This is a genomic window from Pseudomonas sp. Root401 (assembly GCF_001425105.1).
Taxonomy (GTDB): Bacteria; Pseudomonadota; Gammaproteobacteria; order Pseudomonadales; family Pseudomonadaceae; genus Aquipseudomonas; species Aquipseudomonas brassicacearum.
Map to the genome: position 1 here is coordinate 613146 of NZ_LMDO01000001.1, position 17046 is coordinate 630191.

Annotated in this window: 17 protein-coding genes; 8 read left to right on the forward strand and 9 right to left on the reverse strand. The window is 61.2% G+C overall.

What is annotated here, in order from left to right:
• Positions 1–4: 4 nt before the first annotated feature.
• The 5 genes from ASC85_RS02490 to ASC85_RS02510 are packed head-to-tail and all read right to left on the reverse strand — an operon-like array spanning position 5 to position 4331.
• Positions 5–424, reverse strand: coding sequence for a DUF6691 family protein (locus ASC85_RS02490; protein WP_057448109.1), 420 nt, complete (start codon positions 422–424; stop codon positions 5–7).
• 2 nt (positions 425–426) lie between these two features.
• On the reverse strand, positions 427–861 hold the full coding sequence (locus tag ASC85_RS02495) for a YeeE/YedE family protein (protein ID WP_057448110.1): 435 nt from the start codon (positions 859–861) through the stop codon (positions 427–429).
• Positions 862–903: 42 nt separating this feature from the next.
• Positions 904–1707, reverse strand: coding sequence for a sulfite exporter TauE/SafE family protein (locus tag ASC85_RS02500; RefSeq protein ID WP_057448237.1), 804 nt, complete (start codon positions 1705–1707; stop codon positions 904–906).
• A 28-nt stretch (positions 1708–1735) separates the two neighbouring features.
• Positions 1736–3406 (reverse strand): bifunctional protein tyrosine phosphatase family protein/NAD(P)/FAD-dependent oxidoreductase, encoded by a 1671-nt coding sequence (locus tag ASC85_RS02505; RefSeq protein WP_057448111.1) that lies wholly within the window; start codon positions 3404–3406, stop codon positions 1736–1738.
• Positions 3407–3452: 46 nt separating this feature from the next.
• Positions 3453–4331, reverse strand: a complete 879-nt coding sequence (locus ASC85_RS02510; RefSeq protein ID WP_057448112.1) for an MBL fold metallo-hydrolase — start codon at positions 4329–4331, stop codon at positions 3453–3455.
• 226 nt (positions 4332–4557) lie between these two features.
• On the opposite strand from ASC85_RS02510, the gene ASC85_RS02515 reads away from it, so the two are divergent.
• The 6 genes from ASC85_RS02515 (at position 4558) to ASC85_RS02530 (ending at position 9349) form a co-directional block, all read left to right on the forward strand.
• Positions 4558–5880: a sigma-54 interaction domain-containing protein gene (locus tag ASC85_RS02515; protein WP_057448113.1), complete on the forward strand. Its 1323-nt coding sequence runs from the start codon at positions 4558–4560 to the stop codon at positions 5878–5880.
• Between the two features lie 141 nt (positions 5881–6021).
• Positions 6022–6222: a cytochrome oxidase putative small subunit CydP gene (gene cydP, locus ASC85_RS32035; protein WP_133247205.1), complete on the forward strand. Its 201-nt coding sequence runs from the start codon at positions 6022–6024 to the stop codon at positions 6220–6222.
• Positions 6219–7790 (forward strand): cytochrome ubiquinol oxidase subunit I, encoded by a 1572-nt coding sequence (locus ASC85_RS02520; RefSeq protein ID WP_057448114.1) that lies wholly within the window; start codon positions 6219–6221, stop codon positions 7788–7790. Before cydP ends, ASC85_RS02520 begins: the two co-directional genes overlap by 4 nt.
• Positions 7783–8919 carry a cytochrome d ubiquinol oxidase subunit II gene (gene cydB / locus ASC85_RS02525; RefSeq protein ID WP_057448115.1) on the forward strand — a complete coding sequence of 379 codons (1137 nt, stop codon included), beginning with the start codon at positions 7783–7785 and terminating at the stop codon, positions 8917–8919. The genes ASC85_RS02520 and cydB overlap by 8 nt, the downstream gene beginning before the upstream one ends.
• Positions 8920–8942: 23 nt before the next feature.
• On the forward strand, positions 8943–9065 hold the full coding sequence (gene cydX / locus ASC85_RS30725; protein WP_003201151.1) for a cytochrome bd-I oxidase subunit CydX: 123 nt from the start codon (positions 8943–8945) through the stop codon (positions 9063–9065).
• Positions 9062–9349 carry a cyd operon YbgE family protein gene (locus ASC85_RS02530; protein WP_057448116.1) on the forward strand — a complete coding sequence of 96 codons (288 nt, stop codon included), beginning with the start codon at positions 9062–9064 and terminating at the stop codon, positions 9347–9349. The genes cydX and ASC85_RS02530 overlap by 4 nt, the downstream gene beginning before the upstream one ends.
• Positions 9350–9461: 112 nt before the next feature.
• On the opposite strand, the gene ASC85_RS02535 is transcribed toward ASC85_RS02530, so the two are convergent.
• The 3 genes from ASC85_RS02535 to ASC85_RS02545 are packed head-to-tail and all read right to left on the reverse strand — an operon-like array spanning position 9462 to position 13724.
• Positions 9462–9950 carry a hypothetical protein gene (locus tag ASC85_RS02535; protein ID WP_057448117.1) on the reverse strand — a complete coding sequence of 163 codons (489 nt, stop codon included), beginning with the start codon at positions 9948–9950 and terminating at the stop codon, positions 9462–9464.
• 42 nt (positions 9951–9992) lie between these two features.
• On the reverse strand, positions 9993–12740 hold the full coding sequence (locus tag ASC85_RS02540; protein ID WP_057448118.1) for a cation-transporting P-type ATPase: 2748 nt from the start codon (positions 12738–12740) through the stop codon (positions 9993–9995).
• A 60-nt stretch (positions 12741–12800) separates the two neighbouring features.
• Positions 12801–13724 (reverse strand): universal stress protein, encoded by a 924-nt coding sequence (locus ASC85_RS02545; RefSeq protein ID WP_057448119.1) that lies wholly within the window; start codon positions 13722–13724, stop codon positions 12801–12803.
• A gap of 258 nt (positions 13725–13982) precedes the next feature.
• Here ASC85_RS02545 and ASC85_RS02550 point away from each other — a divergent pair, with 258 nt between their 5' ends.
• Positions 13983–15233, forward strand: coding sequence for an MgtC/SapB family protein (locus ASC85_RS02550; protein ID WP_057448120.1), 1251 nt, complete (start codon positions 13983–13985; stop codon positions 15231–15233).
• Between the two features lie 104 nt (positions 15234–15337).
• A complete protein-coding gene (locus tag ASC85_RS02555) occupies positions 15338–16249 on the forward strand; it encodes a universal stress protein (protein WP_057448121.1) in 912 nt (303 codons plus the stop codon).
• Positions 16250–16301: 52 nt separating this feature from the next.
• Here the strand turns inward: ASC85_RS02555 and ASC85_RS02560 are convergent, their stop codons facing one another.
• Positions 16302–16865, reverse strand: coding sequence for a GNAT family N-acetyltransferase (locus ASC85_RS02560; RefSeq protein ID WP_057448122.1), 564 nt, complete (start codon positions 16863–16865; stop codon positions 16302–16304).
• Positions 16866–17046 lie beyond the last annotated feature (181 nt).

The following is a 17046-nucleotide window of genomic DNA, read 5'->3' on the forward strand; positions in this document are numbered from 1 at the left end:
CCGATCAATGGACGCGCCGGGTTTCCAGCGCGGTGAACAACAACATGCCCGCCAACATGGCCAGCATGAACACAAAGGCTTGCCAGTGTCCGGTCAGCAGGATGGCCACGGCAGGGCCAGGGCAGATGCCGGCGATGCCCCAACCGATGCCGAACACCAGGCTGCCACCGATCAAGCGCGGGTCCAGTTCGCGCTTGACCGGCAACTGCATGGGGCTGCCCAGCAGCGACTGAGTCTGTTGGCGCGCCCAGGCCAGCGGGACAATGGCGGTGCCAATCGCGCCGATCATCACCAACGCCAGGGATGGGTCCCAGGTGCCGGCCAGGTCCAGGAAGCCCAACACTTTTTTCGGGTTGGCCATGCCTGCCAGGAGCAGCCCTAGGCCAAAGAGCAGGCCGGCGATGAATGCCGTCAGTTTGCGCATGTTCAAACCCCTATCACGTGACGCAGGACAAATACCGTGGCGAAACCGCTGAGCATGAAACACGCGGTGGCGACCATCGAGCGCGGTGAAAGGCGTGGTAGGCCACACACGCCATGGCCACTGGTGCAGCCCGAACCGTAACGAGTGCCGATCCCCACCAATAGGCCCGCGACGGTGAGGCCGAACCAGCCGTTCTGGAACTCGATCGACGGCAAGGTGGCAAACACGCCCCATAACAGCGGCGCGACGAGCAGGCCCAGGAGAAACAGAGCCTTCTCGCCCAGCCCTTCACTGCCACGCTGCAGCAGGCTGCCGATCAGCCCGCTGATGCCGGCGATCCGGCCGTTGGCAACCACGAACAGGCTGGCCGCCAAGCCAATCAACATGCCGCCGGCCAGGGATGCCCACGGCGTAAAGTTGAGCCAGTCAATATTCATCAGCGTTCTCCGCTACACATCGATGATTTTCCACCCGGTTATTCAACCCAGGACCTTTACCAGCAGGGCGACCGCTACCAGCGTCGACACCAGGGCGAAGCCTCTTTGCAGATAGGGTTCCGGCAACCTCGTGGCGACCAGGCGCCCGCCGAGCATGCCGACGATGGCCCCCATGGAAAAGGGTAGCGCTATTGGCCATTGCAGGTGGCCCATCGCTGAACTCGCCAGCACCCCTGACATGGAAACCAAAGCGATGACGGTCAGCGACGTGGCGAGCACCGACTGCGTGGTCAAATTGGTGTACCGCTGGAGCGCCGGAACCATGACGAAACCACCGCCCACGCCGAGCAGCCCGGAAAGCACCCCGGCGACCATGCCCGAAGCCGTGAGCGCCCACGCGCAAGGGCCGGTCCAGTTCAGCTTGCCGCGATTTTCGTCCAGGACACAGGGCGGTGGTTTACGCGCGGCGGATGCCTTTGTCTCGACGCGAGTGGGCAGTGATTTTTGCAAGGCCCGGAACGCCACGTACATCAGCAACAAGGCAAACAGGATCGTCAGCGGGCGGTTGGGCGTGCGCTGCGCCAACCAAAGGCCCAACGGCGAGCAGATGACTCCCGCACTGGCCGTCAGCAATGCAGCCTTGTAGCGCACGATGCCATTGCGCAGGCCCATCACGGCGCCCAGCGTGGCGGCCAGGCCCACCGCCAGCAAACCAATGGGCCCGGCTTCGGCCATGCTCAAGCCCACGCCAAAAACCAGGAACGGGACGGCGAGTATGCCGCCGCCGGCGCCGGTCAGGGCCAGGATCACGCCCACCGAAAAGCCCAGTACCAGGACGGTAATCATCTCGGTCTCCTGGAGCAGAGGTTTGATTTCATAGGTCCGCCAGTTCAGGTTTTGCCAGCCATTCACGGCCCTTGAGCATGGCTTTCCAGTACAGCGGTGGAAGAATTCGCTCTTTAAGTAGCCAGGCGAGTCTCGAAGGCCGAGTACCGTCGATCAGCCAGGACGGGAAGCTGGGGGCGAGCTTGCCGCCATAGGTGAATTCAGCGAGAACGACTTTGCCCCGTTCCACGGTCAGCGGGCAGGAACCGTAGCCGTCGTAATGGGCGCTGCCCTTGGCCTTGCCCATGGCCACCAGCACGTTATGGGCGACCACGGGCGCCTGCTTGCGCGCCGCCGCTGCGGTTTTTGCGTTGCTGGTATTGGTCGCATCGCCCAATGCGTGAATATTCGCCCAGGTCTTATGCCGCAAGCTGTCGGGATCGACATCGATCCAGCCCGCCCCATCGGCCAGAGGGCTTACGCGGATAAAATCCGGCGCCACCTGGGGAGGTACCACATGCAGCAGGTCGAAGTCGTGCGTCACCAGGTGAGTACTGCCATCGGCCTTGACGCACCTGAAGGTCGCCGTCTGTGCCGGTCCATCGACAGACGTCAGCGTGCTGCCGAAATTCAGGTCGATCCCATAGGCGTGGACGTATTCCATCAGGGCCGGCACGTAGTCGGGAACGCCGAACAAGACTGCCCCGGCGCTGCAGAAGTCGATTTCGATATCGCCGAGTACGCCTTGGCGTCTCCAGTGGTCGGCGCACAGGTACATCGCTTTTTGAGGGGCCCCGGCGCATTTGATCGGCATGGGGGGCTGCGTGAAAATCGCCCGGCCACTGCGCAGTTGCTGCACCTGTTCCCAGGTGTAGGGGGCCAGGTGGTACAGATAGTTCGAGGTGACGCCGTTGCGCCCCAGGGTCTGCGGCAGGCCTTCAATGGCATGCCAATCCAGTTTAAGGCCCGGGCATACGATCAACTGCTCGTAGCGGACCACGCGGCATCCATCGAGAATAATGGCGTCGTTTTCAGGCTCGAAGGCAGCCACAGCCGCTTTTATCCAGTGCACGCCCCGGGGAATGGTCGCGCCCATCGTGTGGGCGGTTTGCTGTGCCTCGAACACGCCACCGCCGACGAGGGTCCAGCCGGGCTGGTAATAATGCACATCCGCCGGGTCGATAATGGCAATGTCCAGGCCCGGCTCGCGTGCCAATAGGCTTGAAGCTGCCGCGATGCCCGCCGCACCGCCGCCGACAATGACCACGGCATGCCGGGCTTCGGCCACGGCAACAGGGGTGCGTCCCTCGTTGGCAATTCTGCGAATGACGCCTTTCATGTCGAAACCGGCTTTCCTGGCGGCTTCGACAATTTTTGGCAAGGGTTGCTGGCCGGCCTGGGACAGTGCCCACATCGTCGTCGAGCGCATGCCGGAGCGGCAATACGCCAACACTGGCTTGGGCAAGGACTCGAGCAATTTGCCGAAGGCAACGCCCTGTTCGTCGGTCACCTTGCCGGACTCTGCGGCAAGGTAATGCGCCTCGATACCCATCGCTTGTGCGGCACGCTGGATGTCGGCAAACAAAGGTTGATCGCTGCCTTCACCATCAGGGCGGTTACAGATGATGGCGCGAAAGCCGCTGGTTTTGATCTCACTCATTTGGTCGGGATGAATCTGCCCTGAGATCGAGAGGCCGGACGCAAGGTGGCGGATGTCCATGACTGTCTCCGTGATGACGGTTTTTCTTATGTGAGGGGGCGGGTCTTCAGAGCCGATTGAGTGGGATTTTCAGGTAGCACGTGCCGTTCGACTCCGGCTCCGGGAAATGCCCGGCCCGCATGTTGACCTGGACCGATGGCAGGATGAGCGTCGGCATGTCCAGCGAGGCATCGCGCTGGGTGCGCATCGCTACGAATGCTTCTTCACTGATGCCGTTACGGACGTGGACATTGTCGGCACGTTGCTCGGCGACGGTGGCGGAAAATTGCACCTCGCGGCCACCGGGCTGGTAATCGTGACAGGTGTAGAGGAGGGTGTTGGCCGGCAGGCTCAAGACCTTGTTGATGGATCGGAACAAGGTATGCGCGTCGCCGCCGGGGAAGTCACACCGTGCGGTACCGTAGTCGGGCATGAACAAGGTGTCGCCAACGAATGCCGCCGTTTCCTGGCCGTCGCTGATGACGTACGTCATGCAGGCAGGGGTGTGGCCCGGTGTGTGGAGCGCACGGCATTGCAGCGTGCCGACTGTGAACGACTCGTCATTGACGAACAGGTGGTCGAACTGACTGCCATCGCGGGGCATCTGCCCACCTGTGTTGAACAGCGTGCCAAAGACTTCTTGTACAGTCGCAATCTGGCTGCCGATCCCTATTTTGCCGCCGAGTTTTTCCTTCAGGTACGGCGCGGCGGTGAGGTGGTCGGCATGGACGTGGGTTTCAAGAATCCATTCGACCTTCGCCTCCAGCTCGATCACCCGGGTCATCAGCTTGTCGGCCGAGGTGGTTGTGGTTCGGCCTGATTTGGGGTCGTAATCCAGGACGCTGTCGATCAACGCGCACTGGCGGGTCGCTTCGTCCAGCACCAGATAGCTGACAGTGTGAGTCTCAGGATCGAAAAATCCTTCGACGTACGGTTTTACGGTCATGAACGGTCTCCTTCGGGGCTCTCAGCCGCTTGAAGAACAGACACAGCAATAATGCTGCCATGTCGATCCTGGGCTGCTTGAAAACGCTAACCATATGATTTTATTGATTTAAATTTATAGATGCCGACAAGGCCTGTTCCGATGTCCAGACAATTAAACTGCCATTGGCAGCGTTTTTTGGCATAGTGGCAGTGTCACCCTTGCTGGATGAATCACTGGAGTCGCGATGACACACAGCCTGCCGCCCACCCAAGACCTGCTTCCGCATCCAGACCAGGTGCAGTCCCTGGTCTCGTTTCTGGAGCACGAGCCCCAGCCGATGATCGTCCTCGATCCCGATTACAACATCCTGGCGGCGAACACGGCTTACCTGCGTCAGTTCGGCAGCGCCAACAAGCCGTTCATTGGCCATAAGTGTTATCGGGTTTCCCACCACTACGATGTGCCTTGTGACCAGGCCGGTGAGAACTGCCCGATGAAAAAGGCCAGGGAGATGCGCAGTCCGGATCGGGTCTTGCACATTCATCACACCCCGCGCGGGCCCGAACACGTCGATGTGGAATTGCGCCCGATCCTCAATGAGCAGGGCGTCATCACCGCTTATGTGGAACGTCTTACCCAGGTGCGTAGCGCATCGGCACGGCCCAGTAACGAGGGGCTGGTGGGCAGTTCGCCGGCCTTTAATCAGGCGCTGTTGGAACTGCAGCGGGTCGCGCCCTCGATGTTACCGGTCCTGCTGCTGGGAGAGTCCGGCACAGGCAAGGAGCTGTTTGCCCGCGCCGTCCATGAAACCAGCGAGCGGGCAGCCGGGCCTTTTGTCGTGGTCGATTGCTCCGGGTTGACCGAAACCTTGTTCGAGAGCGAACTGTTCGGCCACGAAAAGGGCGCGTTTACCGGCGCCACTGTGCGCAAGGTGGGCCTGGTGGAGACGGCCCAGGGCGGTACGCTGTTTCTCGATGAGATAGGCGACGTTCCCCTGGCCATGCAGGTGAAACTGTTGCGACTGATCGAGTCTGGAACCTATCGCCGTGTCGGCAGTGTGGAAACCCTGCACGCGGATTTCAGGCTGGTGGCCGCGACCCATAAGCCGTTGGAGAAAATGCTCGAGAAAGGCGAGTTCAGGCAGGACTTGTACTACCGCATCAGCGTTTTTCCCATCCATCTACCGCCCTTGCGGCATCGCCTTGAAGACATCGGCTTGTTGGTGGATTCGTTCCTGCAACGTTCCGGGATCGGTAAGCGTCGGCTGACCATCGATCCCGAGGCGCTGATGCAATTGCAGCGGTTTTCCTGGCCGGGCAATATCCGCGAGCTGCGCAATGTCCTGGAAAGAGCTGCGCTGTTTGCCGACGACGGCGTCATTCACGCCTTGCATCTACCCGCGGCCCCCGTGGCGTTGTTCGCCCCGGCCTTGACGCCTGCGCCCGACAGCAGGGACCTGGAACAGCTCGTGGCCACTTTCAAAGGCACCCGCAGTGAACTGGCCAGACACCTGGGCGTGAGTGAACGCACGTTGTACCGGCGGTTGAAAGAACAAGGCCTGGCCTGAGCCCCATCGAGCCTTGACTGCCAATGACTGCCAGCCCTGGCAGTTTGGCAGGTTCTATTCCCTCCAAACCAAGCGATGAGCTTTGGGGTTTATTAATAACTCATTGTTTTTTAAGCATAAATAATAAATTCAGGCGTTGGCATGCGCCGTGCTAATGCTTGCCCCATGACTATTTCCGATAAACGATTGCGTCGCCATCTGCTCACAGCAGTGCTGATCAAACTGGTCGTGCTGACAGTGCTGTGGTGGCTGTTCATCAAGGATTCGCGCGTCAGCGTCGACTCGAACACCATCAGCGACAGGTTCGGCGTACCCACCTCGGCTCAAGGGGCAAGCAAGTGATCTCAGAACAACTGGTGGATCTGTCACGGCTGCAATTCGCAGCCACTGCGCTGTACCACTTTCTATTTGTGCCGCTCACCGTGGGGATGGTGTGGCTGCTGGTCATCATGGAAAGCGTCTACGTGATGACCGGCAATGTCATCTGGAAAGACATGACTCGCTTCTGGGGCAAATTGTTCGGTATCAACTTCGCGTTGGGCGTGACCACCGGCATCACCTTGGAGTTTCAGTTCGGCACCAACTGGGCGTACTACTCGCACTACGTAGGAGACATCTTCGGTGCTCCGCTGGCCATCGAGGGCCTGATGGCGTTCTTTCTTGAATCGACCATGATCGGGTTATTCTTTTTCGGTTGGGATCGCCTGAAGAAAGAACATCATTTGCTGGTCACGCTGCTGATGGCCATTGGCACAAACCTGTCGGCGCTGTGGATTCTGATCGCCAATGGCTGGATGCAGAACCCGGTGGGCTCGGAATTCAGTTACATCACCATGCGCATGGAAATGGTGGATTTCTGGGCCGTGGTCTTCAACCCGGTGGCGCAGGCCAAGTTTGTCCACACGGTGTCTGCAGGCTATGTCACCGGCTCGATGTTTGTGTTGTCGATTTCCAGTTGGTACTTGCTCAAGGGGCGTGATGTCGAGTTCGCCAAGCGTAGTTTTCGGGTGGCGGCCGCCTTCGGCCTGGCCTCGGTGCTGAGTGTCATCGTCCTGGGGGATGAGTCGGGTTACACGGTGGGCGAGGCGCAGCAAACCAAGCTGGCGGCCATGGAGGCCATGTGGGAAACCAAACCCGCACCAGCGGGCCTGACCCTGGTGGCCAGCATCAATGAAGCCGAGTCCAGGAATAATTGGGAACTCGATGTGCCGTGGATGATGGGCTTGATCGGCACGCGCTCGGTCAGCAAGCAGATTCCGGGCATCCATGACATCAAGGCGAAAAACCGCGCACGCATTCTGCGGGGCATTACTGCGGTCAATGCGCTTGAAGCCCTGCGCGCCGATCGCACCGATAAGGCCGCGTTCGATACCTTCGAAACGTACAAGGCCGACCTGGGCTTTGGCCTGCTGCTTAAAAAGTACGTCGAGGATGTCAACCAGGCCACGCCAGCCATCATCGACAAAGCGGTGAACGATACCGTGCCGCGCGTGACCCCGATGTTCTGGGGGTTCCGGATCATGGTTGGCCTGGGCTTTGCCATGCTCGTGCTGTTCGGGCTGGCCTTCTGGAGCACCTTGAAGTCGAGCGGCCCACATCATCGCGGGTTACTGCGCTGCGCACTGTTGATGCTGCCTGCGCCATGGCTTGCCTGCGAACTGGGCTGGTTCGTGGCCGAGTACGGCCGCCAACCCTGGACCATCTACGGTGTGTTGCCGACCCACATGAGCGTTTCCACCCTCAGCGTCGATAACCTGTACGGCTCGCTGGCTGGGTTCGTCGTTTTCTACACCGTGCTGCTGGCGGTGGAAATGTTCCTGATGGTCAAGTTCGCCCGCCAGGGGCCCGGCAGTCTCGGTACCGGTCGTTATGTCCACGACGCCAAGTTGAAGGAGCTTCACCATGCTTGATTACTTCACGCTCAAGATCATCTGGTGGGCGCTGGTCGGCGTCCTGCTCATAGGTTTCGCCATCATGGACGGCCACGACATGGGCGTCGGCACGCTGCTGCCGTTCGTGGGGCGCAATGACATGGAGCGCCGCGTCGTGATCAACACCGTGGGCCCGCACTGGGACGGCAATCAGGTCTGGTTCATTACGGCCGGTGGCGCGTTGTTCGCCGCATGGCCGGTGGTCTATGCCACGGCATTCAGCGGATTCTACTGGGCGATGATCCTGGTGCTCTGGGCGTTGTTCTTCCGCCCGGTGGGTTTCGACTACCGCAGCAAAATCCACAATCCGACGTGGCGCAGTACCTGGGATTGGGGGCTTTTCGTGGGGGGGGCCGTGCCGCCGCTGGTGTTCGGCATCGCGTTTGGCAACCTGTTGCAGGGCGTCCCGTTTCACTTCAATGAGTACCTGGTGTCAACGTATACCGGCAGCTTCTGGCAGTTGCTCAACCCTTTCGCGCTGCTGACCGGCGTGGTCAGCAGCGCCATGATTACGCTGCAGGGGGGCACGTACCTGGCCCATCGCACCGAGGGCAGCATTCAGTCCCGTGCGATAAAAGGCGCGGTAGGCGCTGCCATCGTACTGGTGTGTTCGTTTGTCGTAGCGGGCATCTGGCTGCAATGGATCGAGGGGTATCGCATCACCTCGCTTGTGGATACCGCCGGGTTGCCTGACATTCTCGGCAAGTCGGTCGTGAGGGAGGCGGGGGCCTGGATGGCCAACTATGGCCGCTATCCTTGGCTGTGGCTGTTGCCCGCGCTCGGACTGGCCGGCGCAGCCGCTGCGGCGCTGTTGCTGATGAGGCGCCGTACCCTTTGCGCGTTCGTCGCGTCATCGCTTGCAGTGGTGGGCGTCATCAGTACGGCAGGGGTATCGATGTTCCCCTTTGTCATGCCGTCGTCATCGATGCCAGCGGCAAGCCTGACCGTGTGGGACAGTGTTTCCAGTCACCTGAGCCTGGCCATCATGTTCTGGGCCACGTTGTTCTTCATGCCATTGATCGTGATCTATACCGCTTGGGCGTATCGCGTCATGCGCGGCAAGGTCACGGCCACCCAGATCAAGGCCAACGAACATTCGGCGTACTAGTGTCGACAGAGGAGTAAAGCAATATGTGGTATTTCGCCTGGATGCTGGGAGTCGGTTTCGCACTGCTGCTGGCGATACTCAATGCAATGTGGGGTGAGAACGAGGCCGGTCGAGCCATGAGCGATCGTGACGAGGCGCAGCCATGACGCCTAATGTCGCGGGTGTCCAGCCCACGTCACAGCTTCACTGGCTGAGCCTGGTCGTTGCGGTGACGATCATGTTGGCCTGTTCGCTCTACCCGCCACTGATGACGGCGCCGGACGGGAAAGCCGACCATGCGCTGGCAACGGCCTTGTTCATCGCCATGAGCGTGGCCTTTGTCAGAGGGGTCGGGTTCATTCCGCGCAGGCTTGTCTGGCGAAGGATGTTCTCAGGCTGGACCTGCCTGGGCGCACTTGCGCTTGCCGGCGGGTTGAAGTTCTTGCACTGAGGCCTGATGACAAGCCCCGCGATGACTACACGGTTATCGAAAACCTCACCTGCCGACGCGGCAGGTGGGGTGGGCAGCACTTGGAGGCCAGGCGCTGCCCTGGGAGACAGGTCTAGGGAGCTGGCGTACCCATATTCTGCTGGTGCTGCATCATCTGCTCCATCATCATCTGTTGCATGCCCATGTTTCGGTCCATCATGTACTGGTGCTGCTTCATCTGCTCGGGCGTCATCTGGGAATAGTGGTTGCCCATTTGTTTCCAACCCATCATCGGGCCGTTTCCCTTCATGTGGCCGCCCATCATGCCACCCCCGCAACACCCCATCATCCCATTCATCATCTGCATGCTTTGTCGCATCGAGGCCTGGTGCTCTTGCATGAGTTTCTGGCGTTGCGCCGGATCGCTGGTGTTCTGGATCTGGGTCATCTGCTCCTGCATTTTCTTCAGGTTTTCCTGGGCCGTCGCCATCTGCTGATCGAATTGCTCAACGCTCATCGATGGCGGCGTCGGCTTCGCGGCGTCGGTGGCTTGCTGGGCAAAGGTCAGCGTGGGGAAAAGCACCGCGGTCAGAGCGAGGGCGGCGAGTCTGGGTGCGTTCATGGTTCAGTTCCTTGCAGGCTGGTGGAGCGGGGAGTGGGATCGTCACGGTTGACGATCGGACTCGGTTAAACGCAGTCGAAGCTGTTTTTCAATTTCGATGATGGCGAACAGCGCAATGCCCACCGCGATGATCAGCAGTCCGTCCTTGAAGGGGACCGCTTGGGTCGCGAACACGGCTTGCAGCGGCGGCGCGTAGGTAATGGCGAACTGGGCTACGGTCACCACCGCGATGGTCGCCCACACAACCTTCGTACCCCGAAGGCCCTTCCAGGTCAGCGACGTGCCGTAGAGATTGCGGATAAAGAACAGGTGGAAAATTTCCATCACCACCAAGGTGTTCACCGCCAGGGTGCGAGCCAGTTCGATGGAGTAGCCTCGGTCCAGGGCATAGGTAAAAATGCCGTAGACGCCGCACAGGAACAGAATGGAAACGAGCACCATGTGCCAGACCAGTGCGCCGCTGATCAACGGCGCCTGTCGTGAGCGCGGCGGCCTGCGCATGGTGTTGTCTTCGGTTGGTTCGAACGCCAGCGCGATACCCAGCGTGATAGCGGTAATCAGGTTGATCCACAGAATCTGTATCGCCGTGACTGGCAATGTAAGGCCAAACAGCAGCGCGACAATCAGGGTCATTGTCTCGCCCGCGTTGGTGGGTAACGTCCAGCTCAGGACTTTCTTGATGTTGTCATAGACCGTCCGGCCTTCACGCACAGCGGCCACGATGGAGGCGAAGTTATCGTCCGCCAGTACCAGGTCTGCGGCTTCCTTGGCGGCCTCACTGCCTTTGCAACCCATGGCGATGCCGGCATCTGCGCGTTTGAGCGCCGGCGCGTCGTTGACGCCGTCGCCGGTCATGGCCACGGTCATGCCGTTGAGTTGCAGCAACGTCACCAGCCGCAGCTTATGTTCGGGGCTGGTACGCGCGAAGATGTTCACTTGCTTGAGCGATTCCCTGAGGGTTGCATCGTTCATTGCGTCCAGGTCAATGCCGGTCAATACCTTGTCGGGGTTGTCCAGGCCGATCTGATCACCGATGGCGCAGGCGGTGCCGGCGTGGTCCCCTGTGATCATCTTCACGACAATGCCGGCCGCCTGGCATTGCTTGATCGCCTGGATCGTTTCCGGGCGGGGCGGGTCGATCATCCCCACCAGGCCAAGCAAGGTCAGTGTCCCTTGCACATCGGCAAATTCCAGGATGGCGTGTTCGGGCGGGACAGGCCTGACGGCGAGCGCCAACACGCGTTGGCCTTTGCGGGCGATGGCATTGGCCTGCGCGTGCCAATAGTCGGCATCGAGCGGGGCCGTTGCCCCCGTGCTGCTACGCTGGCACGTGCACATGGTCAAAATCTGCTCCGGCGCGCCTTTGACATAAATCGCCGCTTGCCGGTCATGGTTGTGATGCAGCGTCGCCATGAAGCGGTGTTTGGCGTCGAATGGAATGGCATCAGTGCGCGGCCAGGTGCCGCGTTCCTCTTCGCCGTTGATGCCGGCCTTGGCGCAAAACACCAGCAATGCACCCTCCATGGGGTCCCCTTCGACCTTCCAGGTGTCTTCGTGCTGCCTCAAGCTTGCGTCATTGCAAAGGCTGGTCGCGCGCCCCAGTTCGGCCAGCACCGGGTGATGGGAGGTATCGATCAACTGATCGGCAAGGTTCATGTTGCCCGAAGGCTGGTAGCCGACACCGTCGACCGTGAAGGTCAGGTCACTGGTGACGACGGACGCCACCATCATCTCGTTACGGGTGAGGGTGCCGGTCTTGTCGGTGCAGATGACCGATACCGAGCCCAGGGTTTCGATGGCCGGCAGGCGCCGAACGATGGCGTTGCGATGGGCCATCGCCCGCACGCCCACCGCCAGGGTGATGGTGAGTACGGCGGGCAACCCCTCGGGTATGGCCGCGACTGACATGCCCACCACGACCATGAATATCTCGGTGAAGACGTAATGCCCGACAAAGTGGCCATAGGCGAGTAACAGGCCGGCGATCAGCAAAATCAATAGCGTCAGCCAGCGCGCGAAGACGTCCATTTGCTGTATCAGGGGCGTCGTCAGCGACTCTACTGTCGACAGCAGGTTGCTGATGTGCCCGATTTCAGTCGATGTCGCGGTGGCGACAACGACCCCTGTCGCTTGTCCGCAGGTCACCAGGGTGCCACTGAAGGCCATGCAGGCACGATCACCCAGGGCTGCTTCGATGCGCACCGGTTCGGTATTTTTTTCAGACGGTGCGGACTCTCCGGTCAGGATGGCTTCCTGGATCTGGAGCCGATTGGCATGCAGCAGGCGCAGATCCGCCGGGACTTTGTCGCCAGCCTCCAGCAAGACGATATCGCCGGGTACCAGTTCCTCGCCGGCGATGCCCAGGCGTTCGCCGGCACGAACCACCGTTGCGCGGGGCGCGAGCATGTTGCGGATGGCGTCCATGGCCTGTTCGGCCTTGCCTTCCTGGACATAGCCAATGATCGCATTGGCCACCACGACAGCGAGAATGACCACCGTGTCCCACAAGTGCTGCAGCGTTGCGGTGATTGCAGCGGAACCGAGCAGCACATAAATCAGGATGTTATGAAATTGCAGCAGAAATCGCCGCCACGCTGGTCGCCGGGCTGACGCTGACAACCGGTTGAAACCCGTATGCCCAAGCCGGGCCTGGACTTCGGCAATGTCCAGCCCGGCTTGCTCATCGACACCAAGGTATTTGAGCGCCTGGTCGGCGGGCAGCGAGTGCCAGGCCAGGCCCTGCGAGGGCGTTGGCGGGTGCGCCGCAGGTGCATCGATCGGTCGGTTCATCAGCCGCGTTCCTGTGGATACGGAGCGGTTGTTCTACAGGCCATCGGCACAGGCCTGCCTTCAGCTCATCTGCTGCGGCGCAATCACCCACAGGCTGCAGGGCATCTTGTACAGCAGGCCTTCGACGGTGCTGCCGATCAGCTTGTCCAGGCTGCCGTAGCGCACGCGCCCCATGACGATGACATCAATGTCATGGGACGCGGCGTAGCTCGCCAACACCTTGGCCGGATCACCCATGATCATGCGTCGCTGGTCCGGGGCGATGCCATTGCGTTCGGCCAGTGCATCGAAGGCGGCGCCCTGGGACTCGTAGAGCTGGCGGGCGAGGGTCGAGGAGAAGAACATCGAGCCGTTGCCAAAACCGTATTCAGAGGCGGTGATGGACGAAAGGTCATAGGCGTAGATGACGTCCAGCGTCGCGTCGCAGCTGGTGGCCAGCTTGTTCGCTTCGCTCAGGATCCGATCATTGAGGCCTTCGTAGCGTCCGTCCTGGTGGAACGGGTCGATGGCGGCCAGGATCTTGCGCGGGCGGGCGTGGGTGACCTTGTTGACGAAGTGCAGCGGAACTTCGCATTCGCGCAACAGATGCACGTCCAGCGGCGTGAACATCAGTCGGGAAAACCACGACTCAGGGTCCACCGACTTGATCAGCGCATCCATCGGTGCTTCCTTGAGGTGGACCAGGATTTCCTGCAAGGGGCGCTCGACCCACGTCACTTCCGTCGTGACCTCGATACCGAGGTTGCGCAGGGGCCTGGCCTGTTCCTCCAGCCACTGCCGATGGCGCTCTATGTAGCCCAGGCGCATCTGCTCCAGTGCCTGCTCGTTGACCAGGCCGGCCGTGGCCAAGCCTTCGAGGTAGTCAAAAGCGACGATGTGCAGCGCCGCGCCTTCGGCCTTGGCCAGTGCGGCAGCCCGGTCGAACGCCGGGCTGTGTTCCATCAGTGGCGAGACGACCAGCATCAAGCGTGATTGTGTAGACATGACAAACCTCCCGGGCAAGGACCTGTTGGCGCCGGGCGAGGTTTCGCGCGGCGTGGTGTCTGTCATCGATCATGAGCGCCATGGCGCCCGCTAACTTGATTTGCATCAAACACGCTTCAAAGCGTTGCATCGAAGGCGGCAGCGGCGAGGCAATCGCGCTATGTTTGAGCATGAACCGTCGCCCCAAGGGCACGAGCGCAGCCGGCTCGGACCGCTGGATTGAGTGACAACCGCAGGCAGTGCCAGAGAGCCGTAACCATGACTGAAACCCTGGCCTTCGCCAATGCCGCCGCCGCGCTGGGAATCGGCCTGCTGGTGGGGCTTGAGCGCGAACGACGCAAAGGCGAGGGCGACCGGCGCGACTTCGCCGGCCTGCGTACCTTCGCCATCACGTCCGTGCTCGGCTACCTGGCGGTCCAGGCGGGCGGTCCCTTGTTGCTGGGGGGCATGACCCTTGCCCTGGGCGCCTTGGTGACCGTGGCCTATTGGCGAAACCTCGACAAGGACCCTGGAATTACCAGCGAGGTGGCGTTATTCGCGGTATTGGCACTGGGTGCGCTCTGTGCCAGCGCCCCGGGCCTGGCGACCGCGATTGGCGTGGTGATGGCCGGGCTGCTCGCCAGCCGCCAGGCGTTGCACCACTTTGCCCGCAACCAGTTGACGGCCACCGAGATGCGCGATGGCCTGGTGCTGTTGATCGCCGCGCTGGTCGTGCTACCGCTGGCGCCGGATCGCTTCCTCGGACCTTATGACGCCATCAATCTGCGTAATCTGTGCACGCTCACCGTCATGCTGATGGCGGTGGGTGCACTGGGGCATGTGGCGGTTCGAACCCTGGGAACCCGCTACGGCTATGCCCTCAGTGCGATTGCCTCAGGGTTTGCTTCCGCTACGGCGACTGTCGCGACCATGGGCGGTATCGCGGCCAAGGAGCCGACCAATCTCAAGGTGGTGAGCGCCGCGGCGATGTTATCCAACCTGGCGACGGTGGTTCAAATGGGCCTGATTCTCACGGCCGTGGACCCCGCGCTGCTGCGTTGGATGTGGGGGCCGTTGGTGTGCGGGATGCTGATGGTATTGCTCTACGCCGGCGTGCTGATGTTTCCCCGGCCAAGGGCGCGGGCCGATGAGCCCATCAAGCATGGCGGTGCCTTCAGCCTCAAGCTGGCGTTGACCATGGTCCTGGCGATGGCCGCTATCACCGTCCTCTCGTCGGCGATGCTCGATGCGTTTGGCCAGGCCGGGGTAACCGTCACCGCGATTTTCAGCGGGTTGCTCGACGCCCATGCTTCGACGGCCTCCATCGCCTCCCTGGCCAAGGGCGGGTTGTTGCCCTTCGACGGCGTCGCGGTGCCGGTCCTGATGGCGCTGAGCAGCAACTCCCTGAGCAAATGCGTCGTCGCCTGGCTCAGTGGCGGGCGAAGGTTCGCCGGGTATGTGATTCCCGGCCAGGTGCTGGTCACGCTGGCGATGTGGGCGGGGCTGTTGCTCCCGAGTTTGTCAGCCTGAGTGAATGATGGCTGTTTGATGAAGATCAAGTCCTTTATCTGACAGGTGTCCATTCTGGAACCCTCAATCCTTTAAGTGGCTATCGCCACGTGCCGAGGTGTTCCATGTCCCAGACTCAACGTTTATTGCTAGTGGCGCCTGACGCCATGATCCGTACGCCGGCGTTCGACCGCGCCACCGAGTTGGCCCTGGCGCTGGACTTGCCCCTGCACATCGTGGCGTTCGACTACCTGGAGTTGCTCTCGGTGGCCGGTCTGTTCGCCCCGGAGCAGGTCAAGCAAGCGCGTGAGGGCTATCTGGAAACCCATCGGCACTGGCTGTGGCAACAGGCCGAACTGGCGCGCCGGCACGGCATCGAGGTGACCTGCGAGGTGGTTTGGAGCAAGGATGCCTTCCAAGCCTTGCAGCAATACGTCAAGGAGATGCCGATGGCGTTGATCATCAAGGACGCGCAGCCGGAACCGGCGATGAAGCGGGTGTTTTTCACGCCCCTGGACTGGCGCTTGCTGCGTGACTGCCCGGTGCCGGTGCATCTGGTCACGGATTCGCGTAACCCGCGGCCTCGGCGGGTCCTGGCGATTGTCGATGTGCTGCGCAGCGAGGATCAGGACCTGGTATTCAACGACCAGATCGTCGACGCCGCGGTCAAACTGGCGGAACAATGCAACGCCCAGGTCGAGTTGCTGCACGCCTTCGATTGGACGGCTGTCTACGCTTCGGACATGGGCATTGGTGCGCTGCCCCTGGCCACCGGGCTCTATGAAGCGTTGGGCCAGGCACAGCATGAGGTGTTCGAGTCCCTGGCCGAGCGGCATGGGGTTGCACCGCAGCAGCGCCACTTCATCGAAGGGGCGCCGCTGAACAGCATTTGCACGTTCGCCAGCGATCACCAGATCGATGTCATCGTCATGGGCACCACGGAGCATCGTGGCCTGGACAAGCGCCTGGGCACCACCGCCGAGCTACTGCTGCAACGGGCGCCTTGCAGCGTGTTGGCGATCAAGCCGCAAGCGTGATTGGAGCAACGCTGCGCGAGGCCATACCAAGGCCTCGCGCCAGCGTTCGGGGCTAAAGGTAAAGCCGGTGGATGACCTGCCGGGTGTCGTCGGGATCGCTGTGGGTTTCAAAACCCAGGCTGTGGGCGAGCTCTCGCATCGGGGCATTGCTGGCCGCATCCACGGAGTACATCTGGCGATAGCCGTTTTTACGCGCGGTGTCGATCAGGTGCTCCATCAATAACGTCCCCAGCCCCAGGTGTTGCCAAGGGTCGGCGACGGTCACTGCGCACTCGCATTCGTGTTCCTGGGTCGAGCAATAGCGACTGACCCCGATCTCGATCAGTTCGCCGTTGTCATGGACCAGGGCGATGTAGGCCATGTGGGTCTTGCAGTCGACATCCATCAATTGATCGAGCAGCGCCGCGCCTGGCTCATTGATCTGCGCCAGGAAGCGCATGTGCCGGGACTCCGGTGACAGGCGCATGATGAAGTCGTATTCGCGCTGGCGGTCCTGCTCCCTGAGCGGGCGGATCAAGACATGCCGGCCGTCCTTGAGTGCCTGGATCCAGTGCTTGCCACTGATGCTGGCATACAGCGCTGCGGCGCGTTCGTTGTGGTCTTTGACAGTGAGCATGGTGCGATCCTCCCTCGGATGTGCACGTGCGGTGCGATAAAAATCTACGCATTCGGTACTGTTCTACGCCCGCCACGGTGATCGATTCTGATCTGGATCAGTGCCCGCGTATCCGTCCGTCGATTGCCCCGCCTTTGATTCAGATCAAACCGTCCGGGGCCTTGATGGGCGCACGCTGAAG

Coding starts and splice junctions, on each gene's coding strand:
- ASC85_RS02545 (WP_057448119.1), bottom strand. CDS start 13,724: ATGTCTACACAATCACGCTTGATGCTGGTCGTCTCGCCACTGATGGAA.
- ASC85_RS02510 (WP_057448112.1), bottom strand. CDS start 4,331: ATGACCGTAAAACCGTACGTCGAAGGATTTTTCGATCCTGAGACTCAC.
- cydB (WP_057448115.1), top strand. CDS start 7,783: ATGCTTGATTACTTCACGCTCAAGATCATCTGGTGGGCGCTGGTCGGC.
- cydX (WP_003201151.1), top strand. CDS start 8,943: ATGTGGTATTTCGCCTGGATGCTGGGAGTCGGTTTCGCACTGCTGCTG.
- ASC85_RS02560 (WP_057448122.1), bottom strand. CDS start 16,865: ATGCTCACTGTCAAAGACCACAACGAACGCGCCGCAGCGCTGTATGCC.
- ASC85_RS02495 (WP_057448110.1), bottom strand. CDS start 861: ATGAATATTGACTGGCTCAACTTTACGCCGTGGGCATCCCTGGCCGGC.
- ASC85_RS02505 (WP_057448111.1), bottom strand. CDS start 3,406: ATGGACATCCGCCACCTTGCGTCCGGCCTCTCGATCTCAGGGCAGATT.
- ASC85_RS02500 (WP_057448237.1), bottom strand. CDS start 1,707: ATGATTACCGTCCTGGTACTGGGCTTTTCGGTGGGCGTGATCCTGGCC.
- ASC85_RS02490 (WP_057448109.1), bottom strand. CDS start 424: ATGCGCAAACTGACGGCATTCATCGCCGGCCTGCTCTTTGGCCTAGGG.
- ASC85_RS02535 (WP_057448117.1), bottom strand. CDS start 9,950: ATGAACGCACCCAGACTCGCCGCCCTCGCTCTGACCGCGGTGCTTTTC.
- ASC85_RS02550 (WP_057448120.1), top strand. CDS start 13,983: ATGACTGAAACCCTGGCCTTCGCCAATGCCGCCGCCGCGCTGGGAATC.
- cydP (WP_133247205.1), top strand. CDS start 6,022: ATGCGCCGTGCTAATGCTTGCCCCATGACTATTTCCGATAAACGATTG.
- ASC85_RS02540 (WP_057448118.1), bottom strand. CDS start 12,740: ATGAACCGACCGATCGATGCACCTGCGGCGCACCCGCCAACGCCCTCG.
- ASC85_RS02515 (WP_057448113.1), top strand. CDS start 4,558: ATGACACACAGCCTGCCGCCCACCCAAGACCTGCTTCCGCATCCAGAC.
- ASC85_RS02530 (WP_057448116.1), top strand. CDS start 9,062: ATGACGCCTAATGTCGCGGGTGTCCAGCCCACGTCACAGCTTCACTGG.
- ASC85_RS02555 (WP_057448121.1), top strand. CDS start 15,338: ATGTCCCAGACTCAACGTTTATTGCTAGTGGCGCCTGACGCCATGATC.